The following is a 14,631-nucleotide window of genomic DNA, read 5'->3' on the forward strand; positions in this document are numbered from 1 at the left end:
GGATTTCCTCGGTGACGCATAATCGCGCCGCGGTGTGAATTTCGGGCATGCCGAAATTCGTCCCGGTGAGGAGCCGTGCGGTAGTGGTGTGCCGCTGAAGCGGCGGATGGCCGCCGCGGGGCCTGTCGGCTCCGTGGCAACCCGAACAACTTACATGACCCGGTGGGTGCGGCACGAATTGGGGTGCGGGTGTCGCTCACCTGGAGGGGTGCCTGACGGCCCTACGTACGCGGGAGCCCTGCCTGTCCTTGCCGGGTGGCAGGGCTCCCGTAGGTGTGAGCAGGGCTCCCGTAGGTAAGGAGGCGGTCGGGTGGCCGGTCAGGGGGTCAGATCCTGGTGGCGAGCGGAATGGAGATCTGCTTCAGCCAGCTGCCGGTCGCGAAGTCGCGCGCCTTGATGACGACGCGGTCGCGGTACACGTCCACCTGGAGTCCCTGGTTGAAGCGGCCGGGGACGGTGACCTCGCCGCCCTGGCCGTTGTCGGCGAAACCGGTCTGGACCGCACCGGTGTTGATCACCGAGAAGCCGTCGAGATTGGCGGTGCCCGGCACGACCCGGCGTACGTACCAGTCGGACAGGGTCAGGTCCCAGTGGGTGTGGCCGCTGAAGAGGAACACGTCGCGGTGGCGCCCGAGGAGGGCAAGGAGGCGGTCGGGCTGGAGGTAGTCGCTCATGTAGAGCTTGCTGCGGGTGCCGGAGACGGTGTTGGGCAGCGGGTGGTGGCTGATGACCATGACCGGCTTGCTCCGCCGGGACCAGTACCGAAGGCGGTCCTCCAGCCACTGGAACTGCGCCTCGCTGATCCACACCTCGTCCCACAGGGAGTTGTCGTGGTACTTCATGTAGCGCTCGGTGCCGAGGGTCAGGACCGGGATGCCGCCGAATGTCGTCTCCGCGAACGTCTTGGACCGCTTGGCGAAGCGGTAGAAGCTGCGGAAGAGGGAGTCCTCGGTGGTGCCGTTGGGCCAGGTGTCCTGGGCGAGGGTGTCCGGGTCGGCCCATTTGGGGACGTAGAACTCGTGGTTGCCGATGGCCCAGGCGATCTCACGCGGCTTCGGGCCCTGGTCGAGCGCCTTCTGCACCTCGGCGTATTCGAAGTCGTAGCCGCGCGGGGTGATGTCCCCGGCGACGGCCATGCCCGAGGAGTGCGGGTTGACGGCCTTGATGTCCTTGAGCGCCTGGGTGAAATCCGCGAGGTCGCCCTGGATGTCGCTGATGACGTTGAACGTGGTGACAAGCCGGCCGCCGCTGCCGCCGGTGGCCGGTGCGGCCGCGGCGGGTGCCTGGGCGAGGCCTCCGAGGGCCAGGGCTCCGGCGGTCGCACTGAGCAGGGATCTGCGTTCCACGGTCATTCCTTCCGGATGTCGCGCGGGAAGGGGAGGGGAGGGGACGGCCGCCCGCGCGTTGGACTAGACCCGTTACCAATAAGCGATCAAGCGGGCAGGCAGATGAACGCGCCTCGACATTTCGGCCGTGGGCCGATCACCGCTCCGGTCGGCGGTCCGGTCGGCGGTCCGGTCGGCGGTCCTTGCCCGGTGGCTGCGGTGAAGGGCCGTGTCTGCCCGGCGAGTTGGGTCGTGCGGGCGGGTGCCGGCCGAGAGGAGATCAGCCGGAGCGCTCGACCGCGCGCAGGAACGCCTCGGTGAAGAGTTCGCAGCTCTCGTCCACGGTGGGGAGGTCGGGGCCCAGCGCGGGTTCGAGGACGGGGCGCAGGAGGATGCGGGTGATGATCGGGCCGAGCAGCAGCTGGACCAGGGTCGGGAGGGGCAGCCGGCGCACCCGGCCCGCCTCCACGTGCGGCAGCAGCAGCCGGGAGAGGCTGTCGAGCAGGCGCGGCACATAGGCCCGCATCGCCCGTGCGGCAGGTCCGTCGGGGCGGCTGAAGAGGTCGGCGAAGATCGCCGGGAGCACCTGCGGTTCGCGGTGGAACGCGGTGACCACGGTCCGGTAGAGCGCCCGTACGGTGTCCTCCAGGCGCTCCGGCGGATCGGCGGCGAGCGCCTCCAGGTCGGGCAGCGGGCCGTGGAGTTCGTAGACGGCGCCGAGCAGGCCGTCCCGGCCGTCGAAGACCGTGTGCAGGCTGGGCAGCGAGCAGTCGGCGCGCTCCGCGACGGCGTCCAGGGTCACCGCGCCGAGGCCGCGCTCGGCGACGAGCCGCGCCGCCGCCTCGATGGCGCGCTCGCGGACCGGCGGCCGGCCTCCGGGGTCGACGCCGGCGCGCCGGACCGCCTCGTCCAGCGCGCCCCGGGAGCCGCCCAGTCGGCGCAGCAGCGTACTGCGGGAGACGCCGGCTCCCGCCGCGATCGCCGTCAGCGGGACATCCGCGACGTCCCGCCCCCGCTCCCTGGCCGCCGCCAGGGCCACCGCCACCAGATCCGACAGCGGTTCCTGCCGCCGTTCCGCGTCCTGTACGTCCTGCACATCCCGTTCCCGCATGTGAAACATGATACTACTTGACATCTGGGACCGTTCCAAAGACTCTGTATGGGAGAGTTCCATCCGGGGCGAGGGGAGAGCGTCATGAGCGTCGTCATCTCCGGGGGCGGACCGGCCGGCATGATGCTGGGCCTGCTGCTGGCGCGGGCCGGCATCGAGGTGAGCGTGCTGGAGAAGCACGGCGACTTCCTGCGCGACTTCCGCGGCGACACCGTCCACGCCTCCACCGTGCGGCTCATGGACGAGCTGGGCCTGGGCCGCAAGCTCGCCGCGCTGCCGCAGAGCAAGCTGGGCAACATGGAGCTGCCCGCGCCGGACGGCGGCCGGGTGCGGCTGACCGACTTCGGGAGCCTGCCCGCGCCGTACAACTACATCGCGATGATCCCGCAGTGGGACCTGCTCAACCTGCTCGCCCAGGAGGCCTTGCGGGAGCCGACGTTCAGACTGCGGATGCACACCGAGGCGACCGGGACGATCCGGGAGGGCGGCAAGGTCGTCGGCGTCCGCTACCGCACGCGGGACGGCGAGGAGGGCGAGATCCGCGCCGACCTCACCGTTGCGGCCGACGGCCGCAACTCCGTGCTGCGCCGGCAGGCCGGTCTGGAGCCGCGGGAGTTCCCGGTTCCGTTCGACACCTGGTGGCTCCGGCTGCCCCGGCACGTCGAGGAGCAGACCCAGGAACCACGGCTGGTCCCGGCGTTCCGGGCCGGCGAGTTCGCGCTGAGCCTCACCAGGAACGACTACTTCCAGATCGCCTACTTCGCCGCGAAGGGCTCCGACGCCCGGCTGCGGGAGGAAGGCATCGAACGGTTCCGGGCGCGGATCGCCGGTCTGCTGCCGCAGTACGCGGACCGGGTCGACCGGCTGCCGAGCATGGACGACGTCCATCTGCTCGACGTCCGGCTGAACCGGCTTCCGCGCTGGTACACCGACGGCCTGCTGTTCATCGGTGACGCCGCCCATGCGATGTCCCCGGCGGGCGGGGTGGGGATCAATCTCGCCGTCCAGGACGCGGTCGCGGCGGCCACGCTGCTCGCCGAGCCGCTGCGCGGGGGCCGGCTGACCACCGCCGATCTGGCGAAGGTCCAGCGGCGGCGGTGGCGCCCCACGGTGATCATGCAGCGGGTGCAGCTGATGTTGCACAACGGCTTCTTCGCCCCGGTGCTCGCCGGTAGCCGGGTCGGCCCGCCCGCCTCGGTGGTCCTGGCCGCCCGGCATCTCCCCTGGTCCCGCCGGCTCCCGTCCCGGCTGGTCGCCTGGGGCCCGCGGCCGGAGCACGCCCCGGCGTTCGCGCGGCGGTGAGCCGCGGGCGCGCCTCACGCCTGGTGGGACACCGTTTCCCGCGGCACACGGTGGCGCTCGCGCAGGGTGAAGTCGGCGCTCACGATCTCGCCGGAGCGGAGCACCTTCCGGTGGACGACGGGCTGCCGGCCCGGGGAGGTCGCGACGATGCTGACGCAGTCCTCCGGCAGGCCGGTGACGGCGAACTCGCCGCGTGCGTTCGTCGTCGTGGACACCAGGTGGCGGCCGCTGGGATCCAGGACGGTCAGCACCGCGTGGCGCAGGGGCCGCTGCTCGGCGTCGCGGACGGTGCCCACCAGATCGGGCACGGGGTCACCGAAGTGGTGGCGGTGGACCGGCAGCGCGACGGGGGTCGGCGTTTCCAGGGAGGGGTCCGTAACGGGCGGTTCCTCGACGTCCTCGATGCCCTCGACGTCCTCGACGTTCTCGGCGTCCTCCCCGTCCGCTCCGTCCTCCTTCGCCGCCGCCCGCAGAGCGGATGCCCGGCGGCGGTGCAGCCGGGCATCCAGCGCCAGTAGTGCGGCACCGGCCCCGATCCATGCGCACAGCACGAGCAGGGGCCTCAGGGCGCCGGCGCCGTCGAAGTACAGCAGGGAGCGCAGGGCGTCGACGGCGTTGCCGAGCGGCATCACGGCGTGGACGTACTGGAAGAACGCCGGCAGCAGGGGTGCGGGCGCCGGGCCGCCGCTGGTGGGGATGGACAGGACGATGAAGAGCGTCATGCCCACGGCGGGGAAGAACTGCCGGGTGAAGGGCGCCAGCCCGGACGAGAAGGTGGCCACCGCCGTGGTGAGCAGGAAGGCCACGAGCAGCGCCGCGGCGTCGAAGGGGAGGTAGCCCAGGCCCGCGCCGGCGAGGAAGCCGACGGCGCCGAACAGCGCGGAGACGACCAGGATGGCGAGGAACTTCTTGCGCCGGTCGAAGGCCGTCGCCCGCAGCAGCGTGGTGGCGAGGATGTAGCCGGGCACGCTCCAGGCGATGCCGAAGTAGACCAGGGTGCTGCCCGTCAGGTCCTGGTGCACGGTGGGCGCCACGTCCCGCACCGTGAGCGGATGGCCGCCGTGCTCCTCGGCGACCGGGGTGAACGCCTTGGTCAGCGCCTGCTTGAGGGAGGCGCCGTTGGCCCCGGCCACGTAGAGCACGGGACGGGAGCCGCCGGCGTAACCGGCGACGGCGTCCCGGTCGAGCACCGCGCGGCGCGCCTGCTCGGCGCCGGGGACGGCGGAGACGTCGAACCCGGCCGGGTACCGCCGCTCCAGGCCCGTCCCCACCGCGTGCGCCACGACGGGGTCGGCCACCGCGACGTGCGCATGGTGCGGCACCGGTGCGTGCAGCGCCGGGGCGAAGCAGAGCAGGAAGCCGAGAAAGAGGGCGGCGGGAAACCATGCGGCTTCCGCGAGCGTCCTGGCCGCTCGGAGCCGGGCGGGACGCCCTGTCCGGTGGCTCTCCTGCTGCCCGCCGCTGTTGTCCACGCCCTCGTTCCCGATCTTCTCGCTCCCGATGTGCTGTTCCCGGTCTTTCGCTGCGGTTCCCGATGGATGGCGGGCGGCGGACGGAAACAATTTACCTGCACAGTACATGTATGGTGCGGGGCTCTCGCCCGTCGGACGGACCGCTCCGGGCGTCCGGTCGCGAGCACGGTGTCGGCGATCGCTCCCGTGGCCGCCCGCCAGGCCGCGCCGACCGGGTCCGGCAGGGCGGAGAAGCGACGAGCGACCCCCGCGCCGCGGCCGGCCGGGCGTCATTGCCGCGCCAAGGCCTCACCCGCCGCCGTCGGCTCCCGGGACGGCGGGGCCGTTGCGAAGGTCCGGGCCGCCCACACGCCTCCCAGGGCGAACACGGTCATGACGGCCGCGAGGGTGGCGAAGCCCCGGTGCAGAGAAGCGTCGGCGGCACCGCCGACCACGGGCATCAGCCCCGCGGTACCGAGCCCGATGGCGAGCAGCCGCAGCGAGGCCATCTTGGCCTTGTCTCCCTCCTCCGCCCGCTGCTGGAGCGAGGTCAGCAGCCAGGTGAGGCTGTTGAGGTTGGCGAAGCCGGCCAGGAAGAAGGCGGCGAAAGCCACCGCGACGGGTCCGTTCCGGGTCAGCGAGACCGCGGCCACGGCCTGGCAGATCAGCCACACCGGCAGGAGCCGCTGCGAGGCCAGCCGGCCGGAGAACAGCGAGGCGCCGATCATCCCGATCGCGAAGGTGCCCTCCAGCGCGGCGAGGTACCAGCCGTGACCACCCGGCATCCGGTCGACCAGCGGAACGACCAGCGTGCTGAGCCCCTGGGCGAAGACGAAGTCCCCGGCACACAGCGCGATCATGAGGAAGACCACCTTGTCCTGCCGGTGTCCGCTCAGCGCGCGCCGCCATGCGCCCACCGTGCCGGCCACCGCGGTTGCCACCACGCGAGCGGAGAGCGGCGGGTTGTTCTCGTTCCCGGGAAGCTTGATCCTGCCGACCGCGAGGGCGCACGCCAGGGCCATCGCGACATCGACGAGCAGCGCCTGCTCGGGGCTCCCCCAGGTCAAGAAGGCGCCCAGCAGTGCCATACCGCTGAGCACCCCGGCCTGGAACGCGACACCGATCAAGCTGTTGAAGCGGGTGGCATGCGCCTCGGCGACATGGTGGGCGGTGAACTTGAACAGCGCCGACCGCTCGGCGTTGTCGAAAACCGCGAGCACCGCGGCCGCCCCCACCATCCAGGACACGGCGCCGGCGCCGGGCACGGCCGCCAGGCCCACGATCAGCAGCACGGTCACGGCGCGGCCCAGCTCGCACAGGACGTACACCGTTCTGGAGCTGACGGCGTCGACCAGCGGGCCGCACACCGGAAGCACGCAGAAGGCCACGAGCCCCTGGAGCGTGAGGATGAGCGCGAAGGCGGACGGGCTGCCGGTGCGGCTGTAGAGCAGCTGGCCCATCGCGAGGGTGTGGACGCCCACACCGATGCTGGAGAGTGAGATCGCACCGAGCATGGTGCGCGCCGCGGGGTCTTGTCGCAGCATCAGAGGGCCGCCTCCAGCCTGCGGTCGAGCACGGACTTGATCTTTCCGCTGACGGCGTTGCGCGGCAGCGCGCCCTCGGCGAGGCATTCCACCCGGAGTTCGTAGAGTTCGAGGGCCGCGTCGAAGTCCTGTACCTCGCCGAGGACGGGGAACTTCGCGGTCAGCAGCGCGCGCACCTGCCGGGTGTCCGGTGGCCGGGGCGCCTCGGTGCGGACCGTCAGCACCTCCTTGCCGTTCTCCGCGTGCACCTCGATCTGGAGCTGGGACACCTGGAAGGGGGCCAGGGCGTCGGACACCTCGCTGTGCAGGACGGTCTCCCCCTTGAAGCGGACGAGCCCGTCGGACCGTCCCAGGTACTCCAGGAGTTTCCCCGGTGCCCCGCAGGAGCAGCCGCGGTCGAGGAGCCGTCCCCTGTCTCCGATCCGGTAGCGCACCAGGGGGCCCTCGAACTTCTGCAGACAGGTGACGAGCAGTTCGCCGACGGCGCCGTCGGCGACCGGGGCGCCGCTCTCGTCCACGACCTCGATGAGGTTGTAGTCCTCGTTGATGTGGTGCAGCGAGCCGCCGAGGGCCGTGCACTGGTGGCCCAGCTGGGCGCCGTCGTTCGCGGCGAGGATGCTGGAGACCACGCGTGCGCCGAGCTCCTGGCGCAGCCAGTTCTTGTCGGTCTCGGTCATCGGCGTGCCGCCGTAGATCACCTTCTCGATGCGCAGGCCGGGCCGGCGCCGCTTGGCGTCGCGCAGCAGGGGGAGGATCAGGGCCGGCATGCCGAGGATCACGTTGGCGTGGAATTTGTCCGCCAGCATCAGCAGGTCGTCGACGGTGACGAACTGGCCCGTCGTGCAGCATTCCACGGGCATCCGCGAGAACTCGCTGAAGGACGTGGTCAGGCCGCCGTACATGCCGCCGCCGAAGAGGGTGTTGACGATGCGGTCGCCCGGCTCGACGCCGAGTCCGTACCAGACGGGGACGGCCTCGCGGACCATGTTCTCCCAGTCGGTGCGCGCGTACACGATGTAGCGGGGCGCACCGCCGCTCGCGCCGGAGCGCAGCACCTCGCCCGTGGCAGGTGCCCCGCTGCTGAGATTGCGGCTCGCGGGCAGGGAGTTCGCTTCGAGATCGGCCTTCTCCAGTACGGGAAGCCGGGCGAGGTCGGCCGGTTCGTTCACCGTGGGCAGCGCCGCGTAGTACGGGGTGCGCCGGGCCCGGGCGATGAGGTAGCGCAGCCTTGCCGCGAGGCGGCCCGGGTGTGCGGCCGCGTCCCGGCCACGCGCCCGGGCGAGTGACACGCCGGCCAGGTGGCGGCGGTCGAGCAGCTGATGGACCCAGGGTGCCTGGCAGTCAAGGGCCAGGGCGGAGTCGGCGGGCAGTTCGGGGATGCGCACCGGCACGCCGGGCACCTGCGCGCCGGGGCCCGTGGTCCGGCCGCCGGGAAGGGGCACATCCGCCTGACGCAGGGCGGCCATGAGCGAGTCCCACAGGGGGCTCCGTGTGGTGCGGACGACCACCTCGTTGCCGAGCGCCCAGGCGAGCAGCAGTCCCCGCAATGTCGCCTCGGCCGGGCCGTCGTCCACGACGACGGTGCCGACAGGGCGGGTCTCGACGACGTCGTCGCTGTCGGTGAGCGGCCGCCACGGGTGCTGGGGGACGCCCTCCAGCAGGCGGTCCAGGCCCTCGTAGAGCTGTGCGCTGTCGAAGTGGCGCAACGGGTCGGTGACGCCTGCGCGGTGCAAGTCCGTCCGGAGGCCGTCGAGCCGGCCGTCGCGGAAGGATCGTTCGACGTGTTCGACGGCGAGGAGCAGGTCGGTGGGGTAATACCGCATGAGTGTCCTTGGGGTGAAGGGGCCTGCTGACGGGGCCGCCGGGCTCGGAGCTGACGACACCCCCTAGGGGGTGTCTTTTCGGTCTTCGTGGGTCAGGTCGTGGCGTCTGGTGCCGTGCATCGCAAGGCGGAGCCCTGCCCGCGGACCGGGTGTCCGTGGGCGGGGCGACAACGCCGCGAGGTGCGGTGCCAGGCGTCACGGCCCCGCGAAGACCGGGAAGACACCCCCTAGGGCGCCGCGTTCGCGAGCAAGCCGGCCGCATAGGCGTACAAGGCCTGGTGGGGCAGGCTGTGCAGGAGGTTGACGCGCGTGCGGTGTGCGCCGCCCGAACCGGTGAGGACCGAGGTGGCGTACCACCGTGGTGCATAGGCCTCAAGGGCGCGGGGGCGGAAGGCACCGGGCGCGTCCGCGGCGAGCCGGGCCCACTCCCGGTGCCCCTGCCCGAGGGCCGCGTGGGACAGGTCGAGCAGGTCGGGGGCGCACAGCCCGGGGCGGAGGGCCAGGAACCGGATGCCGTCGGCGGAGGTGGCGAGATCCACACAGGCCGGTCCGTCACCGGAGCCGTGCCCCTCCAGCCCCTCAAGCGTCGTCTCGACGGCCCAGTCCTGCTCCGCTCCGGCACGGGGCAGCAGCAGAGCGACGGGAAAATCGCAGGGGTGCCGGGGTCCGGCGGGGCCGCTCACGCGCCAGATGGCGCAGACGCGGTGTGCGCTGCCGAGCGAGACGACGCTGAGGTGGATTCCGGCATGGCGGGGGGACATGGATCTGCATCCTTCGCCGGGTGGTGTCGTTCCGCTCAGCCGTGCGCGCCCAGGCGCACGACGGACTTTCCGGTGTTGCGACCGCTCAGCATCCCGATGAACGCCTCGACGATCCGGTCGAACCCGTCCGTCACGCTGAGGCGCTCTTGGACCGTCCCGGCACGCAGGTGCGGCACGAGGAAATCCTCCAACTCAGCCTGTACGGAGCGGTGGTTGGCGACGAGGAAGCCTTCGATGCGGATGCTCTTGGCGACCAGGTCGAACAGGTTGCGCGGCGCCGCGGGGAGTGCGTCCGTGTTGTACTGCGCGATGGCCCCGCACCAGGCGATGCGTCCGAACTCCCGCATCGAGCCGATGGCCGCCTCCAGGTGCTCGCCGCCGACGTTGTCGAGGAAGACGTCGATACCGTCGGGCGCCGCCTTCTCCAGCTGGGCGGCGACCGAAGGACCCGCCCGGTGGTCGAAGGCGGCGTCGAAGCCGAGTTCCCCGGTGAGGGCCCGGACCTTGTCCGGCGAGCCGGCGCTGCCCACCACCCACCCGGCGCCGAGCAGGCGCGCGAGCTGACCCGCCGCGGTGCCCACGCCGCCCGCTGCGGCCGAGATGAACACGGTCTCGCCCCCGCGCAGCGGAGCGATCCGGGTGAGCGCCACGTATGCGGCGAGGCCGGTGCCGCCGAGCAGGCCCAGGAAGGACTCGGGCGCGACACCTTCGTACGCGGGAAGCACCCGGGCCTGTGCGGCGGAGAGCACCGTGTGGGTGCGCCAGCCGTCCCGGTGGAACACGAGGGAACCGACCGGGAGTTGCGCGCTCCGGGATTCCAGGACCCGGCCGATCGACCGCCCCTCCAGCGGAGCGCCGAGTTCCCACTCCTCGTCCATGCACTCGCGCATGTACGGATCGACGGCGAGCCACAGGTTCTCGACCAGAGCCCCGCCTTCCGGTACGGGCGGCAGGGGCAGCTCGACCTCCGCGAAGTCCTCGGGTACGGGCATGCCCTGCGGGCGCCGCCGCTGCTGCACGGCACGGGCCGTCCTGACGTTCACGCCGTCTCCTTCGCCGCCGGGGCCTGCCCGGACCGTGTCGTGACGCGGATCGCGTGCGCGCATTCCGTCAGGAAGCGGCGCAGCTCCGCCGGGTCGGTATGGGATGCCTCGATGAACACGGGTACCTCCCACTCCTGGTAGGTGATGTGCCGGGGCGTCGTCTGCTCCGGCGCGAGGATGTGCAGGTGGTCGACGTACGGGTGGGTGCGCAGCCACTCCGGCAGGTGGATGTCCCGTGTCTTCGCGGGCGCCAGGTGGTGGCCGGGGAAGGCGAGCCAGCCGTGGTAGCGGCCGGTGGGCGGCTGCGGCCGGGGCCGTTCCAGACCGAGGCGGACGGCGATCTCGTGCGTGGGCAGGTGCACGCCGGTGTGCCGCTCGTGGGTGGGGACGACCGCGGCTCCCCCGACCCGGTTGGCGACCTCCAGGAAGACGAGTTCGCCCTCAGGGGTCTCGAAGAACTCCAGGTGGAGGCAGCCCTCCTCGATGCCGAGCGCCTTCACCACCTGTTCGGCGAAGTGCCGCTGACCGGGCGAGCAGGCCTCCTGGTGGGAGCCGAGCGGCAGGCCGTCCGCGTACACGACGGGCTTGTTGACGTATCGGCTGACGGCGAGGTCCGTGATCCGGCCGCCGTCGACGAGGCCGTCGGCGTGCAGGATCTCCCCGTCGATGTGCTCCTCCAGCTGGAACTGCCCGGGGTCCGCCAGCTTGTGGTAGACGCTGAGCGCAGCGCGCGCCGTCTCGTGGACCGTGACGTCCTCGCTGGAGGCGCCCTGCCGGGGCTTGAGGACCGTGCGGCCGTCCCAGGGCAGGGGCCGGCAGGGGGCGGGGTCGGCCACGAACCGCGGGATGCGCAGTCCCGATCCGGCCAGCGCCTCCTTCATCCGCACCTTGTCCCGGACCTGCTCCAGGCGGTCGAGCGCCGGGCCGTCGAGGCCGAGATGGCGGCGCACGTGCCAGGCCTCGGTGATCCCGAACTCGGAGAGGGCGAGCACCTTCTCGTAGCCGTCGGCCGGTGAGGTCCGGGCGCGGATGCCGTCGACCAGATCCTCGTCGGCGTCCAGGGTGATGCGCTCGCAGGGCAGCGCGTCGGGCAGGTCGGCCATGCGGTGGGGGTGGCCGATGTACGTCACCTCGTGCCGCTCGTGGTCGATGCCCCGGTGGTAGTCGATCTTCCGGTAGGGCACCTGGTGAATGATGAGGATCTTCATCCTTGGTACTCCAATGTCGTGATGCCCCAGCTGAAACCCATGGCGCTGGTGGCGAGCATGATCAGCTCTCCGGGACGCAGCCGGCCCGCCGCATCGAGGGCACCGAGAGCGATGAGGGTGTCCGCCCCGCCCATGTGGGCCAGGCGGTCGTAGAGGAAGACGCTGCGGTCCCCGGGGACACCTATGGCGTCGAGGAGCCGCAGGTGCATGTCCCGGTCACCGTGGTTGATCAGAAAGTGCGCGATGTCGTCCCGGGACCGGTCGAGGACGTCGAGCGTCTCGTCGACGAGGGCGGTGAACTGCCGTACGTAGGCGTCCGCCAGACCCTTGCGGTGGGCGGCACGGCGGATGACGACCCGGTTGTCCGCCGGCTCACCCGCGTAGTAGTCGGCCCAGCTGCCGTCGGTGCGCATCGCGGAGTGCAGGACACGGAAACGGCCCGCACCGCCTTCCAGCAGCACCGCCGCAGCCGCATCACCGAAGTTGAACAGAGCCTTGGAATCCGGGTCACTGTAGTCGACCATCCTGCTCAGCCGGTCCGAGACGAGGACCAGCGCGTACTCGCCCTCACGCAGCGCTCCCGCCGTCGACAGCAGGCGGATCGCGGTCATTCCGCCGTTGCAGAAGTTCGTCACCTCGAAGCTGTGGGCGTGGTCGGCGCCGAGCGCGTGAGCCACCTTGGCGGCGGGCGACCAGAACGGGCGGTCCCACTCACCGGAGCCGGCGCAGACCACCTGGGCGATGCGGGATGGGTCGATGCCGGTCCGGTGCAGAACCGTTCGGGCCGCGGTGAGCGCCAGTTCCCATGCCTGCTCGCCGTCGGCGAGCACGGGGAAGCTCTCGCAGTGCGTGATGCTCGCCAGCTCCGCGAGGGCGACACCCGAGGCCGTGTGCATGGCCCGGATGTCGGCCCTCGCGGACGGGAAGCACACGTCGAAGTCGACTATGCCGCCCACGATCCGTCCCTGCCGATGCTCACCCGGTGCACCGTGCGGTCCACGCCGGGCTCGACCTCGGTCGCCGCGTGGTACGTCGTCGCCGTCTTCCACACCACCAGGTCGTTCGTCGTCCAGCGGTGGGTGTAGACGTGCTCCGGGTCCTGGATGAGCCGGTCGAGCAGTGCGAAGAACTCGGCGTTCTCGTTGGCGTCGAAACCGGTCACCGAGTCCAGGTACTCCGGGGCGCCGTAGAGGAAGGGACGGCCCGTGTACGGGTCCTCCTGGACCAGGGCGTGCTCGGTGGGCGGGTGTTCCTCGGCGACCAGGGCCTTGAACTCGGCGATGGACAGGCCGACGTGTTCCGCCGAAATACGCTGCCGCTTGGTCACCGTGTGCAGGGCCGTCCGGCCGGCGATCTTGTCCTTCCACTCCTGGGGCAACCGCTCGTACACATCGATCGCACTGGCGTACAGGGTGTGGCCGCTGGTGCTCGGTACCTGGACGCCATGGAGCATCGTGAAGGGCGCCGGGTCCTTCATGTACGAGGAGTCCTGGTGCCAGAAGTTGCCGACTCTGGCCACGCCGACGGGCCGGTTCGCCTTCCTCGCGTTGGAGGAGATCATGATCTCCGGCTGCTCGGGGTGGCGGTACTTGGCCATCAGGAACGGCACCGGTCTGCCGATCCTGGACGCCAGCTCCACCTGCTGCCCCGGTGTGATGTCCAGGCCGCGGACCACGGCCAGCTCGCGCCGGTGCACGAGGTCGAGCAGCTGCTCGACCACCTCGGGACGCCGGAAGTCCTCGTAGCCGACTCCGGTCATCTCGGAACCGATGAACGGGGTGATTTCCTTTATCTGCATGAACTGTCTCCCTTTGGAGCGGAAGTTTCTGCCGCGTGGCGCGGGATATCAGGCGCCGTCGAGGCAGGCGCGCAGGGAATCGGCGAATTCCCCGATCTCATCCAGGGTGCGGAAGGGGGCGATGGTCACCCGGAAGCGCTCGCCGCCCTTGGGCACGGACGGGTAGTTGATGGGCTGGACATAGATCCCGAACTCGTCGAGCAGCCGCCGTGAGATGTTCTTGACGCGCTGACCTCCGGGGATCAGCACCGGCACCAGGTGGCTCTCGGCGTTGATGAAGTCGATCCCCGCGCTCCTGAGCGCGGCACGCATCGCCCTCGCGTTCTCCCGCAACTGGCAACGGAGTTGGGCTCCCCGTTCACTCCGGATCACCTCAAGGCTCCGCCGCGTGGCGTCCAGAGCGGACCGGGGGATGGTGGTCGTGAAGATGAATCCGGGCGCTTTCGACCGCACGTAGTCGAGGGCGTCGTCAGGCCCCGCGACATAGCCGCCCGTGGTTCCCACGGCCTTTCCGAAGACGCCCTGCACAAAGGTCGCCCGACGCTCGCCGATCTCTTCGCAGATACCGGCTCCGGTGGGGCCGTTCACGCCAATGGCGTGCGTCTCGTCCAGATAGGTGAGGGCGTTGTAGCGCTCCGCCAGGTCGCAGATCTCCCGGATCGGTGCGATGTCTCCGTCCATCGAATAGACGGACTCGAAGACAATCAGCTTGGGCCGCTCGACGTCGTATCGGGAGAGGAGTTCTTCCAGCGCCGCGACATCGCTGTGCGGGAAGACATGCCTGCGGTTCTTCGAGGCGCGTATTCCTTCGATCAGCGAGCGATGATTGAGGGAATCGGAGAAGACCACCATGTCCGGTACGGCCGCAAGCAGCGTGGTCAGCGTCTCGAAGTTCGCGACATATCCGCTCGTGAAGACGAGGGCGCGGGGCTTGCGGTGCCATTCGGCGAGGTCCCGCTCCAGTTCCACATGCGCCTCGCTGGTGCCGGCGATATTGCGGGAGCCCCCGTTACCGGTGCCATGCCGCCGGATCGAGGCCATCTGCGCCTCCATGACCTGCGGGTTCTGGCTCATCCCCAGATAGTCGTTGGTGCACCAGACCTGGATGCGGCGCGCCTGGTGGATCGCGTACCCGGGTTCATCGGCCAGATAGGAACACGGCGTGAAATCCCGGTACAGACCTGATTCCTTCAGATCGGCGAGGCTCGCCCGCAACCCTTCGAAGACGGCGTCGGGTCTCAATTCAAACGGCAGGACGGACACGT

At 70.8% G+C, this 14,631-nt stretch carries 12 protein-coding genes; 1 reads left to right on the plus strand and 11 read right to left on the minus strand.

Going from position 1 to position 14,631, the window contains the following annotated elements; translation table 11 throughout:
- Positions 1 to 326: 326 nt before the first annotated feature.
- Both ABT345_RS28680 and ABT345_RS28685 read right to left on the minus strand, forming a co-directional pair.
- Positions 327 to 1,346 carry a metallophosphoesterase family protein gene (locus ABT345_RS28680; RefSeq protein WP_345086719.1) on the minus strand — a complete coding sequence of 340 codons (1,020 nt, stop codon included), beginning with the start codon at positions 1,344 to 1,346 and terminating at the stop codon, positions 327 to 329.
- A gap of 259 nt (positions 1,347 to 1,605) precedes the next feature.
- Positions 1,606 to 2,436, minus strand: a complete 831-nt coding sequence (locus ABT345_RS28685) for a TetR/AcrR family transcriptional regulator (RefSeq protein ID WP_345086721.1) — start codon at positions 2,434 to 2,436, stop codon at positions 1,606 to 1,608.
- 84 nt (positions 2,437 to 2,520) lie between these two features.
- Here ABT345_RS28685 and ABT345_RS28690 point away from each other — a divergent pair, with 84 nt between their 5' ends.
- Positions 2,521 to 3,738: an FAD-dependent oxidoreductase gene (locus ABT345_RS28690; RefSeq protein WP_345086723.1), complete on the plus strand. Its 1,218-nt coding sequence runs from the start codon at positions 2,521 to 2,523 to the stop codon at positions 3,736 to 3,738.
- Positions 3,739 to 3,752: 14 nt separating this feature from the next.
- On the opposite strand, the gene ABT345_RS28695 is transcribed toward ABT345_RS28690, so the two are convergent.
- The 9 genes from ABT345_RS28695 to hemA form a co-directional block, all read right to left on the minus strand.
- On the minus strand, positions 3,753 to 5,210 hold the full coding sequence (locus tag ABT345_RS28695; protein WP_345086725.1) for a carboxypeptidase regulatory-like domain-containing protein: 1,458 nt from the start codon (positions 5,208 to 5,210) through the stop codon (positions 3,753 to 3,755).
- Between the two features lie 269 nt (positions 5,211 to 5,479).
- Complete coding sequence (locus ABT345_RS28700; RefSeq protein ID WP_345086727.1) at positions 5,480 to 6,733, minus strand: MFS transporter; 1,254 nt, start codon at positions 6,731 to 6,733, stop codon at positions 5,480 to 5,482.
- Entirely contained in the window at positions 6,733 to 8,556 is a 1,824-nt protein-coding gene (locus tag ABT345_RS28705) for a phenylacetate--CoA ligase family protein (protein WP_345086729.1), read from the minus strand. The genes ABT345_RS28700 and ABT345_RS28705 overlap by 1 nt, the downstream gene beginning before the upstream one ends.
- Positions 8,557 to 8,783: 227 nt before the next feature.
- The gene (locus ABT345_RS28710) at positions 8,784 to 9,317 is read right to left on the minus strand and encodes a hypothetical protein (protein WP_345086731.1); all 534 of its coding nucleotides are present in this window, start codon (positions 9,315 to 9,317) and stop codon (positions 8,784 to 8,786) included.
- Between the two features lie 35 nt (positions 9,318 to 9,352).
- Complete coding sequence (locus ABT345_RS28715; protein ID WP_345086733.1) at positions 9,353 to 10,360, minus strand: zinc-binding dehydrogenase; 1,008 nt, start codon at positions 10,358 to 10,360, stop codon at positions 9,353 to 9,355.
- Entirely contained in the window at positions 10,357 to 11,568 is a 1,212-nt protein-coding gene (locus tag ABT345_RS28720) for an ATP-grasp domain-containing protein (RefSeq protein WP_345086735.1), read from the minus strand. The genes ABT345_RS28715 and ABT345_RS28720 overlap by 4 nt, the downstream gene beginning before the upstream one ends.
- Positions 11,565 to 12,524, minus strand: a complete 960-nt coding sequence (locus ABT345_RS28725; RefSeq protein WP_345086737.1) for a 3-oxoacyl-ACP synthase III family protein — start codon at positions 12,522 to 12,524, stop codon at positions 11,565 to 11,567. Before ABT345_RS28725 ends, ABT345_RS28720 begins: the two co-directional genes overlap by 4 nt.
- A complete protein-coding gene (locus tag ABT345_RS28730; RefSeq protein ID WP_345086739.1) occupies positions 12,512 to 13,366 on the minus strand; it encodes a TauD/TfdA dioxygenase family protein in 855 nt (284 codons plus the stop codon). Before ABT345_RS28730 ends, ABT345_RS28725 begins: the two co-directional genes overlap by 13 nt.
- Positions 13,367 to 13,414: 48 nt before the next feature.
- Entirely contained in the window at positions 13,415 to 14,629 is a 1,215-nt protein-coding gene (gene hemA, locus ABT345_RS28735) for a 5-aminolevulinate synthase (RefSeq protein ID WP_345086741.1), read from the minus strand.
- Positions 14,630 to 14,631: the final 2 nt, after the last annotated feature.

Origin of the sequence: Streptomyces sp. NPDC000404, from assembly GCF_040300365.1 — a bacterium.
Taxonomy (GTDB): Bacteria; Actinomycetota; Actinomycetes; order Streptomycetales; family Streptomycetaceae; genus Streptomyces; species Streptomyces ramulosus.

Bases quoted from the DNA above. Each gene is read 5' to 3' on its own strand.
- ABT345_RS28700 (WP_345086727.1), bottom strand. From the start codon at position 6,733: ATGCTGCGACAAGACCCCGCGGCGCGCACCATGCTCGGTGCGATCTCA.
- ABT345_RS28730 (WP_345086739.1), bottom strand. From the start codon at position 13,366: ATGCAGATAAAGGAAATCACCCCGTTCATCGGTTCCGAGATGACCGGA.
- ABT345_RS28705 (WP_345086729.1), bottom strand. From the start codon at position 8,556: ATGCGGTATTACCCCACCGACCTGCTCCTCGCCGTCGAACACGTCGAA.
- ABT345_RS28685 (WP_345086721.1), bottom strand. From the start codon at position 2,436: ATGCGGGAACGGGATGTGCAGGACGTACAGGACGCGGAACGGCGGCAG.
- ABT345_RS28690 (WP_345086723.1), top strand. From the start codon at position 2,521: ATGAGCGTCGTCATCTCCGGGGGCGGACCGGCCGGCATGATGCTGGGC.
- ABT345_RS28720 (WP_345086735.1), bottom strand. From the start codon at position 11,568: ATGAAGATCCTCATCATTCACCAGGTGCCCTACCGGAAGATCGACTAC.
- ABT345_RS28710 (WP_345086731.1), bottom strand. From the start codon at position 9,317: ATGTCCCCCCGCCATGCCGGAATCCACCTCAGCGTCGTCTCGCTCGGC.